General features: G+C 37.4%; 19 protein-coding genes, 1 pseudogene and 2 riboswitches. Of the genes and pseudogenes, 13 read left to right on the top strand and 7 right to left on the bottom strand.

Translation table 11 applies throughout. The annotated features are described in order from the left end of the window. Positions 1-74 precede the first annotated feature (74 nt). The 4 genes from ACLHDF_RS16140 to ACLHDF_RS16155 all read left to right on the top strand — a co-directional run bounded on the left by ACLHDF_RS16140 (position 75) and on the right by ACLHDF_RS16155 (position 4,860). Positions 75-1,283 carry a CaiB/BaiF CoA transferase family protein gene (locus ACLHDF_RS16140; protein WP_413919735.1) on the top strand — a complete coding sequence of 403 codons (1,209 nt, stop codon included), beginning with the start codon at positions 75-77 and terminating at the stop codon, positions 1,281-1,283. Continuing rightward, positions 1,283-2,239 carry a hydroxymethylglutaryl-CoA lyase gene (locus ACLHDF_RS16145; RefSeq protein ID WP_413919736.1) on the top strand — a complete coding sequence of 319 codons (957 nt, stop codon included), beginning with the start codon at positions 1,283-1,285 and terminating at the stop codon, positions 2,237-2,239. The genes ACLHDF_RS16140 and ACLHDF_RS16145 overlap by 1 nt, the downstream gene beginning before the upstream one ends. A 206-nt stretch (positions 2,240-2,445) precedes the next feature. Further along, positions 2,446-3,894: an aldehyde dehydrogenase family protein gene (locus tag ACLHDF_RS16150; protein WP_413919737.1), complete on the top strand. Its 1,449-nt coding sequence runs from the start codon at positions 2,446-2,448 to the stop codon at positions 3,892-3,894. A gap of 90 nt (positions 3,895-3,984) precedes the next feature. Next, positions 3,985-4,860, top strand: coding sequence for a sugar phosphate isomerase/epimerase family protein (locus ACLHDF_RS16155; protein ID WP_413919738.1), 876 nt, complete (start codon positions 3,985-3,987; stop codon positions 4,858-4,860). A 120-nt stretch (positions 4,861-4,980) separates the two neighbouring features. Here ACLHDF_RS16155 and ACLHDF_RS16160 read toward each other — a convergent pair. Continuing rightward, positions 4,981-5,196, bottom strand: a pseudogene (locus ACLHDF_RS16160) (allophanate hydrolase); the annotation flags it as partial. Further along, a riboswitch (guanidine-I (ykkC/yxkD leader) is annotated at positions 5,182-5,281 on the bottom strand. It overlaps the preceding pseudogene by 15 nt. 211 nt (positions 5,282-5,492) lie before the next feature. Continuing rightward, positions 5,493-5,594, top strand: a riboswitch (purine riboswitch). A gap of 231 nt (positions 5,595-5,825) precedes the next feature. Here ACLHDF_RS16160 and ACLHDF_RS16165 point away from each other — a divergent pair. After that, positions 5,826-6,041: a hypothetical protein gene (locus tag ACLHDF_RS16165; RefSeq protein WP_413919739.1), complete on the top strand. Its 216-nt coding sequence runs from the start codon at positions 5,826-5,828 to the stop codon at positions 6,039-6,041. Between the two features lie 61 nt (positions 6,042-6,102). Continuing rightward, on the top strand, positions 6,103-7,428 hold the full coding sequence (locus tag ACLHDF_RS16170) for an amidohydrolase family protein (RefSeq protein ID WP_413919740.1): 1,326 nt from the start codon (positions 6,103-6,105) through the stop codon (positions 7,426-7,428). 47 nt (positions 7,429-7,475) lie between these two features. On the opposite strand, the gene ACLHDF_RS16175 is transcribed toward ACLHDF_RS16170, so the two are convergent. After that, positions 7,476-7,673 (bottom strand): cold-shock protein, encoded by a 198-nt coding sequence (locus tag ACLHDF_RS16175; protein ID WP_013055689.1) that lies wholly within the window; start codon positions 7,671-7,673, stop codon positions 7,476-7,478. Between the two features lie 418 nt (positions 7,674-8,091). Between ACLHDF_RS16175 and ACLHDF_RS16180 the strand changes: the two genes are divergently transcribed. The 7 genes from ACLHDF_RS16180 (at position 8,092) to ACLHDF_RS16210 (ending at position 12,601) form a co-directional block, all read left to right on the top strand. Then, positions 8,092-8,724 (top strand): NAD(P)-dependent oxidoreductase, encoded by a 633-nt coding sequence (locus ACLHDF_RS16180; RefSeq protein WP_413919741.1) that lies wholly within the window; start codon positions 8,092-8,094, stop codon positions 8,722-8,724. Positions 8,725-8,896: 172 nt separating this feature from the next. Beyond that, entirely contained in the window at positions 8,897-9,883 is a 987-nt protein-coding gene (locus ACLHDF_RS16185) for a Gfo/Idh/MocA family protein (RefSeq protein WP_413919742.1), read from the top strand. Between the two features lie 402 nt (positions 9,884-10,285). Further along, positions 10,286-10,828, top strand: a complete 543-nt coding sequence (locus ACLHDF_RS16190; protein ID WP_195781013.1) for a peroxiredoxin — start codon at positions 10,286-10,288, stop codon at positions 10,826-10,828. A gap of 119 nt (positions 10,829-10,947) precedes the next feature. Further along, entirely contained in the window at positions 10,948-11,391 is a 444-nt protein-coding gene (locus ACLHDF_RS16195; protein WP_413919743.1) for a TlpA family protein disulfide reductase, read from the top strand. A gap of 218 nt (positions 11,392-11,609) precedes the next feature. Beyond that, entirely contained in the window at positions 11,610-12,221 is a 612-nt protein-coding gene (locus ACLHDF_RS16200) for a sigma-70 family RNA polymerase sigma factor (protein WP_413919744.1), read from the top strand. After that, positions 12,214-12,360 (top strand): YvrJ family protein, encoded by a 147-nt coding sequence (locus tag ACLHDF_RS16205; protein ID WP_413919745.1) that lies wholly within the window; start codon positions 12,214-12,216, stop codon positions 12,358-12,360. The genes ACLHDF_RS16200 and ACLHDF_RS16205 overlap by 8 nt, the downstream gene beginning before the upstream one ends. A gap of 4 nt (positions 12,361-12,364) precedes the next feature. Then, entirely contained in the window at positions 12,365-12,601 is a 237-nt protein-coding gene (locus tag ACLHDF_RS16210) for a helix-turn-helix domain-containing protein (protein ID WP_413919746.1), read from the top strand. A gap of 207 nt (positions 12,602-12,808) precedes the next feature. On the opposite strand, the gene tatA is transcribed toward ACLHDF_RS16210, so the two are convergent. From tatA to ACLHDF_RS16235, 5 genes are all read right to left on the bottom strand, one after another. After that, the gene (gene tatA / locus ACLHDF_RS16215; protein ID WP_413919747.1) at positions 12,809-12,982 is read right to left on the bottom strand and encodes a twin-arginine translocase TatA/TatE family subunit; all 174 of its coding nucleotides are present in this window, start codon (positions 12,980-12,982) and stop codon (positions 12,809-12,811) included. A 73-nt stretch (positions 12,983-13,055) separates the two neighbouring features. Further along, the gene (locus ACLHDF_RS16220) at positions 13,056-13,370 is read right to left on the bottom strand and encodes a DMT family transporter (protein WP_013055702.1); all 315 of its coding nucleotides are present in this window, start codon (positions 13,368-13,370) and stop codon (positions 13,056-13,058) included. Between the two features lies 1 nt (position 13,371). Beyond that, positions 13,372-13,713: a quaternary ammonium compound efflux SMR transporter SugE gene (sugE, locus tag ACLHDF_RS16225; RefSeq protein ID WP_413919748.1), complete on the bottom strand. Its 342-nt coding sequence runs from the start codon at positions 13,711-13,713 to the stop codon at positions 13,372-13,374. Between the two features lie 42 nt (positions 13,714-13,755). Further along, a complete protein-coding gene (locus ACLHDF_RS16230; protein ID WP_413919749.1) occupies positions 13,756-14,346 on the bottom strand; it encodes a TetR/AcrR family transcriptional regulator in 591 nt (196 codons plus the stop codon). 84 nt (positions 14,347-14,430) lie between these two features. Next, positions 14,431-15,084, bottom strand: coding sequence for a hypothetical protein (locus ACLHDF_RS16235; RefSeq protein WP_413919750.1), 654 nt, complete (start codon positions 15,082-15,084; stop codon positions 14,431-14,433). Positions 15,085-15,283 lie beyond the last annotated feature (199 nt).

Below are 15,283 nucleotides of genomic sequence, written 5' to 3' on the forward strand. Positions count from 1 at the left end.
GCATATCAAAGAAACTATACTAATCAACTATCTTAATTAAGCATGCAAACAGTTATTAACGGAGGGGATTCAATGTGTTAACCAAAAATTACGGACCTTTAACAGGAGTTCAAATACTAGATATCTCTACTATGATTGCCGCGCCCTTTGGAGCTACTTTACTAGCAGACTTAGGAGCGGAAGTAACCAAAATTGAGCTTCCGGGAAAAGGAGATACGCTTCGGACCGTAGGGCCTTGGAAAGGGAATGAGCCCTTAAGATGGCCGGGACTAGCTCGCAATAAAAAGTCTGTTACATTGGACATTCGGTCTGAGGAAGGAGCAGAGATTTTCAAAAAGCTAATTAGTCAAGTAGATGTTTTAATTGAAAATTTTCGCCCGGGTACACTGGAAAAGTGGAACTTAGGATATGAAGAGCTTAAAAAAGTTAATTCTAAGCTAGTAATGGTGCGCGTATCAGGTTATGGACAAACAGGTCCTTATCGAGAAAAAGCTGGGTTCGGTACACCAGGCACAGCATTTAGTGGCCATACTTATTTGCAGGGTTATTCAGATCGTCCGCCAGTCAGTCCTTCTTACTCTCTACTAGATTATGTAACTGGCATATATACTGCGTTTGCTTGTGTAAGCGCTATCTATCATAGAGATGTACACGAGCAGCCGGAAGGTCAAGTAGTGGAAATGGGATTATATGAATCTATTTTTCGAATGATGGAATTTTTGATCGCTGAATATGATCAAAACGGCAAAGTAAGAGAGAGAAGTCCTGGACTTGCAGGTCATTCAAGCCCTGCAGGCACATATGAAACAAAAGATGGAAAATTTGTTGTATTAGTGTGCAGTACAGACTCTACCTTTGATCGTCTTGCAGAAGCAATGGAAAGAAAAGATATGTTACAGGACCCACGATACTATACAAATGTAGAACGTCTAAAGCATGATCATGAAGTTCAGGAAATCGTGTCGAGCTGGATTAAGTGCTTCACTCAAGACGAGTTACAGAAAAAGTTAGATTCATTTGGTGTGCCAGTTAGTCCTATCTACAGCATTGAAGATATATTTAATGATCCTCAGTATAGGGAACGAGAAAACATTGTGGAAGTAGAACACCCCCGCTTAGGGAAAATCAAGATTCCGGGAGTAGTACCAAAGTTTTCTCATACACCGGGAGCCATTCGTCATCGTGCGCCTGAATTAGGAGAACACAATGAAGAAATTCTAGGGGGAAAACTAGGGTTATCAAGTGAAGAATTAGCGGCGTTGAAAGAAAAGGGGGTTATTTAATGAATACTATTCAAAAAATAGAATTCCCGGAAAAAGTCATAATCTGTGAAGTAGCTCCAAGGGATGGGTTTCAAGCTGAAAATGAGTGGATTCCTACAGAAGAAAAAATATCTATTATCCGTCAACTCGCCAAAACAGGCATTCAATCAATGGAAATTACGTCTTTTGTACACCCGAGAGCAATTCCCCAGTTAAAGGATGCCGAGCAGGTTGTAGCAGGAGTTCAGGATTTAACAAACATCAAATTTCGGGCTTTGGTTCCGAATGTAAAAGGTGCACAACGAGCCATTAATGCCGGAGTAAAAAAATTAAAACTTATGCTTTCAGCTACAGATTCTCACAGCTTATCTAATGCAAATTGTTCTGTAGAAGAAGCTCAAAAAGGTTTTTATCCTATTATCGAATTAGCGGAAAAGCACAACGTTAAAGTGGGTGGTTCAATTTCGGTAGCTTTTGGCTGTCCTTATGAAGGAAAAGTTGCTATTGAGCGCATTTCTTCTATTGTAGAACGATACGAAATGATGGGAGTTGAAGAAATTTCTTTAGCGGATACAACGGGGATGGCAAATCCTCAGCAAGTGTATCGTATGCTAGGATTTCTTAAACAAAATTATCCCGACATCATTTTCTCCATGCATTTGCACAATACGAGAGGAATGGCATTTTCTAATGTAGTGGCTGCTCTTCAGCAGGGTATTATTCATTTTGATAGTTCCATTATCGGTTTGGGAGGATGTCCTTACGCCCCAGGTGCCACAGGAAATATAGCTACAGAGGATCTGGTTCATGGATTAAGTGAAATGGGAATTCAAACAGGTATTGACCTTGACAAGCTTATCGAAGTAGCAAAAGGGGTGAAGCAAGTAATTGGTCATGACGGTGGAAGCTATATGCTGCAAGCAGGTCCTTGCTCAGAACTTCATGCCAAGCCAAAGGTTCAAGAGAAGTTAGTATAAATAATCTATAAACATGGACAAGCAAGATAGCCTTTTAGGAGGTGATGTAGGCGTTTAGATAAAAATAAATTAGATCGATCTATATGCGTCGTCCAAATAATATTTAAGATTTACTTTATATAAAAGTTTGTTCAGTAGAAGCATGGTTAGTACGTGAAAAGACAAAATAGACTTTGTTAAATAAAAATGAAAAGTTGGTGGTAAATATGATAGAAACTATCGAAAAGAAATCACAGCCTTATATTAACGGTGAATGGATCGTTGAAGATCGTGAAGTTGCTTTAATAAAAAACCCCTATTCAGGAGAAGTCATAGGTGAGCAGTTATTAGCAAATGAAGAAGATGTTGAAAAAGCATTAGCGTCAGCATATGAAGCAAAAAAAAGAGTTGCTGCACTTTCTTCTTACAAGAGGTCCAAAATTTTAAAGAAGGCAGCTATATTACTAGAACAAGAGAAAGAAAAATTTGCTCGACTTATTTCTTTAGAATTAGGAAAGCCTTTGAAGAATACGCTGGATGAAGTGGCCCGCTCAATCGAAACATTGGAATTATCAGGAGAAGAGGCGAAAAGATTGATAGGTGAAACATTGCCTGGCGACGTTTCAGAACGCGGTGCACAAGCTATCGCATCTACTTTCCGAGTACCGGTTGGTGTTGTAGCAGCTATCACACCGTTTAATGCCCCTTTAAATCTTGTATGCCATAAAATTGGACCGGCATTTGCTGCTGGAAATAGCGTTATTTTAAAGCCATCTTCACAAACAACTTTAATTGCAACAGAGCTCTTAAAGTTGTTGCTGCGGGCGGGATTCCCTAAAGATGCTGTAAATATGGTGCTTGGTCGAAGACAGGTTGCACAGCAAATTGTAAAAGATGATCGTGTGAATATTATTTCATTTACCGGTGGAACAGTAGCCAGTAAAAATATATGTGAGTTAGCTGGAATGAAAAAAGTATTGCTCGAATTAGGCGGAAATGCTGCAACTATCGTTCATAACGATGCAGACTTAAATCGTGCTGCCACTATGTGTGCCAAAACGGGATTTAGCAATTCCGGTCAGAGCTGTATCTCTGTTCAGCGAATTTATGTACATCAATCTGTGGTCTCTGAGTTTACCAACCTTTTAAAAGATGAAGTACTGAAGCTTAAAATCGGAGATCCCTTATTGTCTGATACGGATGTAGGATGTGTAGTAGATGTCCATGCAGCTGCACGAGTGACGAACTGGATTGAAGAGGCCGTACAGTCAGGGGCAAAAGTGATATGTGGAGGAAAACGCAGCGGAGCTACGGTGGAACCTACAGTTCTGCTAAATCCTTCTAAAGAGAGTAAAGTTATTTGTGAAGAAGTATTTGGCCCCATCATCAGTATTATCCCGTACGGTACGATTGAAGAAGCTATTGAAGAGACAAATAATTCTGCTTTTGGTCTTCAAGCAGGGATTTTTACCAACAAAATGGATTTGGCTTATAAAGTGGCCCATTCTCTTGAAATGGGGGGTGTGGTTATTAATGGGACGTCCAATTTTAGATTAGATCATTGGCCATATGGCGGAGTGAAAAACAGCGGTATTGGCAGAGAAGGTCCACGTTACGCTGTTGAAGAAATGACTGAAACAAAGATGATTGTATTAAGATTACCCATAGAAAAATAAAAGCAAATCTATATGTAAAACGTTCATAAATATATCGCCGCTTTTATTTAGATCGATCTAGATAAATTTGAATAAAGGAGGATTTATAAAATGTCCAACCAATTTTCCCTTGCTTATCTTACTGTTCTTGGATGTTCACCGCCTGAAATGACCTATATGGCTGCGAAGGCAGGATATGATTTTGTTAGTTTGAGGCCTATTTACATGGGGTTGCCTGGAGAGCCTAATTATGCGTTAGCTGAAAATAAGCAGCTGATGCGAGAAACAAAATCTGCTATGTCAGAGACAGGAGTGAAGCTTCTCGATATAGAGTTAGCACGTATTTACAAAGGAGTTGATCCAAAACGTTACTTACCTGCAATGGAAGCAGCGGCTGAACTTGGAGGTCGTCACGTCCTTAGTAGTATATGGACTGATGATCGCAATTTTGGTATTGAATGCTTTGCTGAACTTTGTGATCTAGCTAAGCCTTTTGGTTTAACCATTGAATTAGAATTTGTTCCTATTGCCAGCGTATACAACCTTAAAGGGGCACTGGATGTTCTTCATACAGTTAACCATGAAAATGCAGGTCTTATGATTGATATTCACCATTTTCATCGATCAGGAGATAAAATGGAAGATTTGGATCAAGTACCTCGTGAGTGGTTTCGCTATCTTCATCTTTGCAACGCCTCTGCGGAAATTCCAGCTTCAAAGGAAGAGATGACTCGAGTTCTTAGGGAAGAGCGATTGTATTTAAATGAAGAAGGTATTGATGTTGCTAGTATTATCAATCGTATCCCGCAGGTTCCTTATTCCATAGAATTGCCAAATGTGAAACGGGCCAACGAATTAGGATATGAAGAGTTTGCGCGCCAGTGTTTACAAACTGCTAAGCAATATCTAGATAAGCATCCGCGCCAAAAGTATGTTTCTCATGAAACTATGGGACAAGGTCAGCTGCGCTTTCATTCTACACAATAGGTGATTTAGGAATTGTTATGTAGCTTTTAGGTCTAACTAATTGAAAGACCCCCACTTAGCAAGCTTGAAGTGGGGGTTTTTTTTTCGGTTAAAATGAATAAACATAAAAATATTGATTTATTAGTAATTTGGGAGAGCCCGCCAGCTTCTATAAGACGTAATATCCTCCGCATCTTCCGTCGCATGAGCTTCACAAAGAAAACCCGCTACTTCGCTTCCGTCTTGAAGAGTGATTTTGCCTAATCCAAGAGGGGAAGGGATAGAATCGGCAAAAGAGCCGAGTAATGATAAAGGCATTTCCCAAATTTCAACTTCGATTTTTTCTCCCAGGCTTTTATCCCTCCGTGTATACGGAACATTCCGTACGCTCTCTCGGACCAATCTTTAACACATGTTAAACGGAACCCTAGATTGCTTTTTTGTCTTCAACAGAGTGAAGACCTTTATGGGTAATGTAAGTAGTTCGAAGTATAAGCAGGATTATAGGAAGATTCAACTACTGTGTTAGAAGATTTAACAAACTTTTAAAAAAGTAAACTTTTGTAAAATACGAACTATATATAATTTCATTGAAAAGATTATTCGTTTATAGTTGACTTATAGAAAGACCTATAGTATATTTGTAAACAAGAAAAAGCTAAATACGGTTCACTCATATATGTTTGAGAATATGGCTCAGACGTTTCTACCTTATCACCGTAAATGATAGGACTATGAGTAAAAAGTGAATCTAGGTTCCCATTTTCACGTTAGTGGAAAGTTTGGTCCAAGCGATTCACATATTCATTTTTGAAAAAGAGTGGATATGACACCGAAGGGATAAAAGCCCAGGCGGGTAGGTTTTTGCTCATTGTATTTGAGAGACCTGCCTTTGTTTGGGCTTTTTCTTATGTGTCTATTTACAGTATGAGCGAGTGATAGAAATTTCTTGCTTGTATCTGCATTGCTTTCTGGGGAGAATAGCGATGCAAAGCATGAAATCACTCACTGAAGCTTTATCTGTAAGCCCTCATTTAACCATGGGAAGTACATTCTATCTATTTTCTAGCATTTTTTCTTTGCTGAGCAGCGTGGGGACGCTGCTCCTTTTTTTGTTCTCGCTTTTTTCTCTACAAATAAAGATCTCTAAAGAGAAGGTGATTCGCGAAATTTGGCGAATTAATGCTTTAAACAATAAATGATAAATAAGATAAAGAGATCTATGAAAAATGAAGAAGTTGAAAAATTGAGGAGGGAATTATATTGCTTCACTTAATTAATGTTCGTTTGCCACTTATGCACGATCACGCTCTTTTTGAAGTGAAAATTTCAAATGGAATGTATACTTCTATCGTTTTACAAAACGGTTATCTTGAAGGTGACGAGTTTTTTCCGCTACACGCAGCCGTGTTAGGAAAAGAAACTTCACTTGATGCACAGGGGCGTGTGCTATTACCGGGATTTGTAGATATGCATATGCATTTAGATAAAGCTCATTCGCTTCCTCAAGTGCCCAATATATCTGGAACTCTTCAAGAAGCCATTGAAAATTACAGCAGCAGCCTGCCGGTATTTCCAGAAGAAGAAATTAAGCAGCGAATGTTAAAAACGGCTTTGCAGGCATTAGCTAACGGTACGACTACGATTCGAACGCATATTGACTTTGACTGTAGCATGGAAGAAGATATTTTATTTCGCAGTTTACAAGCAGCGGTCGAGGTGAGAGATGAATTAAGCCCGTATATGGATGTGCAGGTTGTTCCGCTATTCTCTAACCTAGACATTGATGATGTGAATAAAATGAATAAAATTGAACGAGTATTCGACCATGAAATTGATGCGATTGGAGGTTGCCCTCATTTAGCTACAAATCCAGAAAAAGAGATTGATGCTCTGTTCTCGCTGGCTCAAGCTTATAATAGATCTCTTGACTTACATGTAGATGAAAGTGATGATCCGTCTGTTGATACAATAATTAATATTGCTCACAGAACAATTGAATTGAATATGGAAGGAAAAGTGGTGGTGGGGCACCTTTGCTCGCTTGCAGGAATGGCTGATGCAAAAGTGAAAGAAATCTTAAGCCTTTTGAAACAGGCGAAAATTGGAGTTGTCACATTACCTGCTTCTAATTTATATCTACAAGGAAGAGAGGATAAAGGAATTGTAAGACGAGGCGTAACGCGCATTCGCGACATACAAAAAGCAGCTATTCCGATTGCTACTGCATCAGATAACGTAAACGACCCTTTTCACCCGTTTGGAAAAGCAGACTTGCTGCAAATAGGATTACTGACTGCATATGCTGCACATATGGGGAGTCCGGATGATCAGCGGCAGTTGCTTCGAATGATTACAAGTATACCAGCTCGGCAGATTGGAAAAGAAAAGTATGGAGTAGAAGAAGGGAACGAAGCAAATTTTGTTCTATTAAACGTGCAGTCTGTGCAGGAAATATGGACTGAACTTCCAGAAACCCGCTTTGTTTTTAACAAGCATCGTTGGCTTAGCGTAAAAGAAACGCATCAAAGGCTCGCTGATACGAACTTGACCAACCTTTGGCAGGAAAATCAAATTTTAATTGGTTAAATAGACATAAAAAGAAGCTGTCACTAAAGTGACAGCTTCTTAATTAATTACTTTTGAACGTTAGCAGCTTGTGGTCCACGAGCTCCATCTTCGATTTCAAATGTAACTTCTTGACCTTCTTCAAGTGATTTGAAACCTTCGCCTTGGATAGCTGAGAAGTGTACGAATACGTCGTCTTGACCTTCTACTTCGATGAATCCAAAACCTTTTTCTGCATTAAACCATTTTACTTTACCTTGTACCATTGTAGTACCTCCTGTGTGGAAAATCCACGAATATATTACTATCTCTGCTCAATTTCAATAAGAATCACTTTAAAGAAAGTCTTTCTATTTGTTAACACCGAACAAGAAATAATATACCTATTATAACACTTTTTTATAAAAAAGAAACCTTTTTTCATAAAAAAGTACTCTCAGATAAAAATAAGTTGAAAATATGGATATATTTGAAAGTGGAATTAGCTATTATTTTGTGGATCTTTAACAATTACTAAAATCTTTTATCGTGTAAAAAAATGAAGAGCGAGGTTGACAAATTGAAAGTTATGTAACTATAATGGTTACAACGAGCTAAAAAGAAATAGCAATGCTATAAAAAAGCTCAAATTTTTTGTATTTGATGTAACTGTATTGGTTACAACTAAAAAAGGAGAGAATCAAAATGAAAATTGGTGTTATTGGAGCAACAGGAAAAGCAGGTCAATTAATTATGGAAGAAGCAAAAAAGAGAGGACATGAAGTAACAGCCATTGTTCGAAATGCTTCTAAACTAAAAGATCAAACAAACGTACTTGAAAAAGATATTTTTGATATTACTTCAAAAGATCTTGAACAGTTCGATGCTGTAGTAGATGCATTTAATGCACCTCCCGGAAGCGAACAGCTGCACGTTGAGTCTGTACAATCACTTATTAAAGCATTTCAAGGTGTTCAAACGCGACTAGCAGTAGTGGGCGGAGCAGGAAGCTTATTTGTAGATGCAGAAAAAACAACGCCTTTAATGAGCACAGAAGGATTTCCAGCCGCTTATTATCCAACGGCTTCAAACATGGGTAAAGGTTTAAAAGAACTTGAAAAATCGACTATAAATTGGACCTATCTAAGCCCGGCAGCCTTTTTTGACGCAGAAGGTGTTCGCACTGGGGGCTACCAGCTAGGAAAAGATCACGTGATCACAAATAGTCAAAATGAAAGCTATATTAGCTATGCTGATTATGCGATTGCTTTAATAGATGAGTTAGAGAATGAAAACCACGTGAATGAACGCTTTGCTGTAGTGGGCGAGAAAGCATAAGCTTACGTTTGAGGCATATTGAAAAACAGCTTACATTTGTTGTGAGCTGTTTTTTATATGGAACAAAATAGATATAAAGCAATGGAAACCGGTATAGATTTTTTATTATTTCTTCGTTTTTCTTTCTAAAAACGATACAATACAACATAGATAACAAAAAGGAGATGAAAAGATGATTCGTTTTGGCGTAATAGGAACAAACTGGATAACAGATCGACTGTTAGAATCAGCTCAGTATGTAAACGACTTTCAGCTTGCAGCTGTTTATTCTCGAACCATTAAAAAAGCAGAAGAATTTGCAGATAAATATGATATTCCTCATGTATTTACTGATTTAGAGGAAATGGCAACGAGTTCTGAAATTGATGCAGTGTATATCGCTACTCCAAATGCTTATCATGCGGAACAAGCTATCTTATTTTTGAAAAATAACAAGCATGTACTGTGTGAAAAGCCGCTGGCAGCAAATGCAGCAGAAGTAACTCGCATGATTCAAACAGCCAAAAATCACAATGTGTTACTAATGGAAGCGATGAAATCAACACTTCTTCCCAACTTCAAAATTATTCAAGAGAACTTACATAAAATTGGTCCAATTCGAAAATACGTTGCGTCTTACTGTCAGTATTCTTCTCGTTATGATAAATACAAAGAAGGTATCGTGCTTAATGCCTTTAAGCCAGAGCTTGCCAACGGCTCCCTGATGGATTTAGGTGTATATTGTCTTTATCCTTTGGTTACGTTGTTTGGAGGGCCTCGTAACATCAAAGCAACGGCGTTTATGCTAGAATCTGGAGTAGACGGAGAAGGGTCAGTTGCTTTAGAATACGAAGATCGAGACGCAGTCATCATGTATTCTAAAATTACAAATTCGTATTTACCAAGTGAAATTCAAGGTGAAAAAGGCAGTATGATTGTTGACAAAATACATACAGCTGAAAAGGTAGAAATTCGATATAATGACGGACATGTAGAAGAGTTAACCGTGGATCAGCCTTATCCTGCTATGTACTATGAAATAAATGAATTTGTAGAGCTGTTAAAGCAAGGAAAGATGGAATCGGACACAAATTCTTATGAAAATTCGTATCTAACAATGCACGTAATGGATAAAGTACGAGAGCAAATCGGTCTTGTATATCCAAACGATAAGAGGTGAACAAAAGAGAATGCTATCTAAGCATTCTCTTTTATTATGTTTATAAAGAGCATAATTGAGATTCAAACTCTTGCTACAGCACACTTAAAAAGCAAAATTATTGAAATAAGTGAAGGCTTTTAGTGTCATTTGTCTTTACTCAACCTTAAATACATAGGGTTGGTCAAGCTAGAAAATAAAAAAGTGAAAAATATTCGATAATCAATCCTAGATTAAAATGATTATAAAAAAGTATTGACTATAATAATAGCTCGTGTATAATAAAGAATGTAATCGATAGTTATTACTAGTTTATAATGAAACTAATAATCATTATCAAATAGTAAATAACGCTGATTGCATTAAAAATAATACATACGAGCATAAGCTTGTGAAATACATTGTACAAGGAGAGATTTTGACATGGCAGAACGTATGGTAGGAAAACAAGCACCACGCTTCGAAATGGAAGCTGTACTTGCAAATAAGGAATTTGGAAAAGTAAGTTTAGAAGAAAATATGAAAAACGGTAAATGGACAGTATTATTCTTCTATCCAATGGACTTCACATTCGTATGTCCGACAGAAATTACAGCTCTATCGGATCACTATGAAGAGTTTGAAGACCTAGACGCTGAAGTTGTAGGTGTTTCTACGGATACAATTCATACTCACTTAGCTTGGATTAACACAGATCGTAAAGATAATGGACTGGGAGATTTGAATTATCCATTAGCTGCAGATCCAACGCATACAGTAGCACGTGATTACGGCGTGTTAATTGAAGAAGAAGGTGTAGCGCTTCGCGGATTATTTATTATTAATCCAGAAGGTGAATTACAATACGCAGTTGTAAACCATAACAACATCGGTCGCAGCGTAGAAGAAACCCTACGTGTACTTCAAGCACTTCAAACTGGCGGACTTTGTCCAGCTAACTGGAAGCCAGGTCAAAAAACACTTTAATAAATAGAGGTAGGGTAGAGGAGAAATTCCTCTACTGCTGCCATTAAAAGAGAGAAGATAGTTTTCTATCTGCAAAATACAGAATATTCAGTTTGATAAATGTAGAGGAGGATTTTAAGATGAAATTACGTGAACAAATGCCCGAATTAACTGGAGCAACAGCTTGGATTAACGACGAAGTAACAAAGGAAGATTTAGTAGGTGATAAAGCAACGCTTATTCACTTTTGGTCAGTAAGCTGCCATTTATGTAAAGAAGCGATGCCTGAAGTTAACGATCTGCGTGATGAGTATGATGATCAATTGAATGTTGTGGCGGTTCATATGCCTCGTTCGGAAGATGACTTAGATATGGGAGTTATTGAGGCAATGGCAATGGGGCACGATATTACTCAGCCAATCTATGTAGACAGTGAGCATAAGTTAACAGACGCCTTTGAAAATAAATACGTACCAGCATACTATGTGTTTGATAAGGAAGGTAAGCTTCGCCATTTCCAAGCGGGTGGAAATGGGATGCCGATGCTTCGCAAACGTATCAACCGCGTCTTAGGCGAAGAATAATTTATATATGAGGAAGCAAAAGCATTTCTGCTTGCAGAAATGCTTTTTTTTTATTTTTTACTGAGTCGTGTCTATCATTAGTAAGCCTTTCATCATATTGACATAAAAAACCTAATATAGTTAAATTTATATAAGAACAAACGTTCGTTTTTGTGTTGTTATTTTACTCTTTTCTCCCTTTTTAATAAATATAAGAAAAAAAGGAGGAGATTTGCACAATGACTCAGCTCTATTCGCAGCAAGAAAAGCAGCACGACACAGAATGTATCTTTCATACATTTCTTACAAACCACAGCGCAACTCTTCAGACTCATCTAATGAATACATTTTTGACAACAGAACGCTATGAGAGATTACAAAAAGCGATTGTTAAAAATGATACAAAAGAACAAAAGCTTCTAAACGAAGAATTTCATCAGTTTTATAGCGAAGTTAGATTGCTTCATTATATTAACAGGCTTTGCAGACATTACTCCAGAGATGCCGTGCGTGTAAAAGAAAAAGAGCGTTCTTATATTCCTCTTCGCCTGCAGCAGCCGGCTGCTCGAGATGGAAATCGAACAGTTGAAGATATGGTAGGGATACAGGATGGAGCTGTATGGGAGCATGAATTTTTAGCGAATCAACTGGAAAATCATATTCTACATCATGCATTTCGACAGTTAACGGACAAGCAGCAGTGTATGTTGCACTTAATTATTGTCGAACGCTGGACTCATAAAGAAATCGCTGCTTATTTTTCTGTCTCTCAGCAAGCGGTTTCTAACCATTATCAACGTGCGCTAAGCAAGTTGAAAAAATTTATGAAAGTGAGTGATAGATATGTTTGATCCTCAGTGGATTCAACTTGTTGGAAACGTAGGATTTCCCGCTGTCCTTTCTTTTTACTTATTAATGCGTGTAGAAAACAATATAAAACGACTTGAAGAAAAAGTAGAAGAATTAACAACTGATTTAAGAAAGAAGTGAAGAGATGGAAACTCTATATGAGCTTGTAAATAAAGTAAAAGCCGGAGATGAAGAGGCGTCAAAGCGTTTATTAACAAAGCTGGAACCAAAAATAAATAAAGCTGTTCAAAGTTTTGCACTACATGATAGAGAAGACGTAAAGCAAGATTTAAAGATTAAAATTCTGTCTGCTGTTAAAACGTTCGATTTTTCCAAAACGCCAGGACTTTGGGAATTTTTACGTCAAAAAGAAAATGGATAAATATTAAAAAAAGGATAATAATCTCTCTTTTGACGTAAGGAATTGTCTGCAGCGAATATAGTATAAAAGAGTTTTATTTAATGAAGAAAAAATAGTGCTGTTCGATAAATCAAACATTTTCAACAGCACTATTTATGAAAAGAAGCCTCACTACAAAGAAGCTGACTCAAACATTTGAGTCAAGCTTTTACAATAGGTATAAGCCTCTTATTTGGGAGGTGCTTTTTCTTTTTTGTCTTCTTCCATAATTCCTTTTGTAGCGTTTTTAAACTCTTTTAACGTTTTTCCAGCAGCTTTGCCTAGTTCCGGCAGTTTCTTTGGACCAAAAAGCAATAGAGCGACAAATACAATTAAGGCAATTTCTCCAAACCCAAGGTTCATTGTCATCGTCTCCTATTTTTTGAAAGTGTTTACAAGTTTAGTATAGCATGAAAAGAGAGGAAGTAGTACACCATTATCCAGTGATCTTAAGTCCGATTACACCTGCGACAATACAAAAAATAAATAGAATTCGACGCATATCTTTTGCTTCACGAAAGAAAAGCATGCCAAGAAGTACACTTCCCGCAGCTCCTACTCCCGTCCATATGCCGTAGGCTGTTCCAAGAGGTATTTCCTTTAATGCTAAGGAGAGGAAGTAAAAACTTCCTGCACCGAAAAGTATAAATCCAATCGAAGGAAACAGTCGCTTAAATCCATCTGAAAGTTTTAAAAAAATTACAAATCCCACTTCGCAAAAACCAGCAGCTATTAATGCAATCCAAGCCATGTTAAGATTCCTCTCTTTCTGTTTCTTCAGTAGAAATTAACTTTAAACCGATGATTCCAACAATCATTAATCCTAAAAATAAAATCTTTCCAATATTTGCTCCTTCGTCTAAAACGGTCATACCGAGTATCGCTGTGCCGGCAGCTCCTATACCTGTGAACACTGCATAAGCTGTTCCGACAGCAATTTTTTTTAAGGCATTTGAAAAGAAATAAAAGCTGATGACAATTGTTACGATCGTAATGATTGTGGGAGTTAATTCAGTAAATCCGTGTGAATATTTTAAGCCGATTGCCCATACAATCTCGAGTAAACCAGCGATAATAAGATAAATCCAAGCCATTATACTTCCTCCTTACATAATAATAAGCCCTTTTTACAGGGCCTATTTAGCACGTATGCCTTCCCAAAATATCGTCCAAGCATCGTGGATTTTTTGATCATAATGTTCTGGTTCGTAATAAAAGCGCTGAATAAACAGTCCGTCGGTTAAACAATAGAAGCTATTGATATACAAATCAATGGGACGTTCAACTATTTCACCTTCATCCATTCCCTGTGTAAAAATAGCATGCAAGATTTGATCAGACAATCGTTCGCTTCTTAAGAAAATAGATTTTACTTCGGACTGCAAATGTTCAGGTGGAAACAAAATAAGCCGACGATACATCTGTCCAAAAGAATCTTTTTCAATCATCGTGCAAAAATCTACAACAAAGCAGTGAAGCTGTTCTTTAGCAGACTTCGTTTTATGCTGTTCGTATATAACAGATAACTTTGTTAAAAATAAATTCATTAAATCATGCACGGTTAGTAAAAATAAGTCGTCTTTATTCTTAAAATGAGCGTACAGGGAAGGTTTTTTTATCCCTACTTTTGATGAGATATCAGCAAGGGAAGTTTCTGTATAGCCTTTTTCTCCAAAGAGTTCCATCGCTGCAGCTCTAATTTTTTCTACAGTTGATAATTCACTCAAGAAAAGCTCCTCCTCTATCTAACTAACGGTCGTTAGGTAAAAGATATCAAATATAAAAAAAAGAATCAAGGGAATCGCTTCTTTTTAATGTATATTTACTAAATGACGCTGAGTTAAAAATAAAGAGAAGATAAAAATAAGCTCAAACGTATTTGTTACGGCTGTGCTTGGTATAGGAATTGGTACGGCATTTCCTACAATCATCACGGCTACTCCAATCATCATGCTGCTCCATCGCGTCTTACGAAATAAGGAGATTCCAACAAAAAGCAAGATAATCGCCACAATGAGAACCATAAGAGGAGGACCGGATGACCCCACTAATGTATAGCGAAGAATGCCATATTCACGTATAGCTTCCATACGCTGACTAATCGTCTCGATGATTTCATAGCCAATTAAGGCAAACGTAGTTAGCAAAAAAAGAATGCCGACTACAGGTTTTTTAGCCCATGTAATTGTCGAGTATTTTGCTACGCCATAAGCAAAGAGCACCAGAGTAGGGGTAAATAAAGCGTGAAACCAAAAGCGAAACGTGCTGAGTGAACGTAAAGTATCGCCTTCACCGATAAATGAACCAATCCCGATCATTATATTATCGTAAATTAGTCCAGCTATTACCAAAGGAAGAAAAAGCATGTAAAACGGAGCAGTGTTTTTTCGTACTACATATATGCTAAAGAAAAACAGGACGGTGTAGCAAAAAGAAAATAGAAAATAAAGGATTGTATCAACCATTGTTTCCCTCCTTTTGATGACGCCTCTTCTTTTTATGATAACATCATATGCCAAAAAAGTGAGAAATCATGCATTTTTATAGGCAATCTTATCGGACAAAAGCTATCTTTATCGGTATAAAGATTCAGAAAATATTGAAATAAAAATAGGCAAAGAGGCCATAGTCAATAGATTTAGATTTACTAAATCTATTATTAAA

The organism is Priestia megaterium (assembly GCF_046599315.1).
GTDB lineage: Bacteria > Bacillota > Bacilli > Bacillales > Bacillaceae_H > Priestia > Priestia megaterium_F.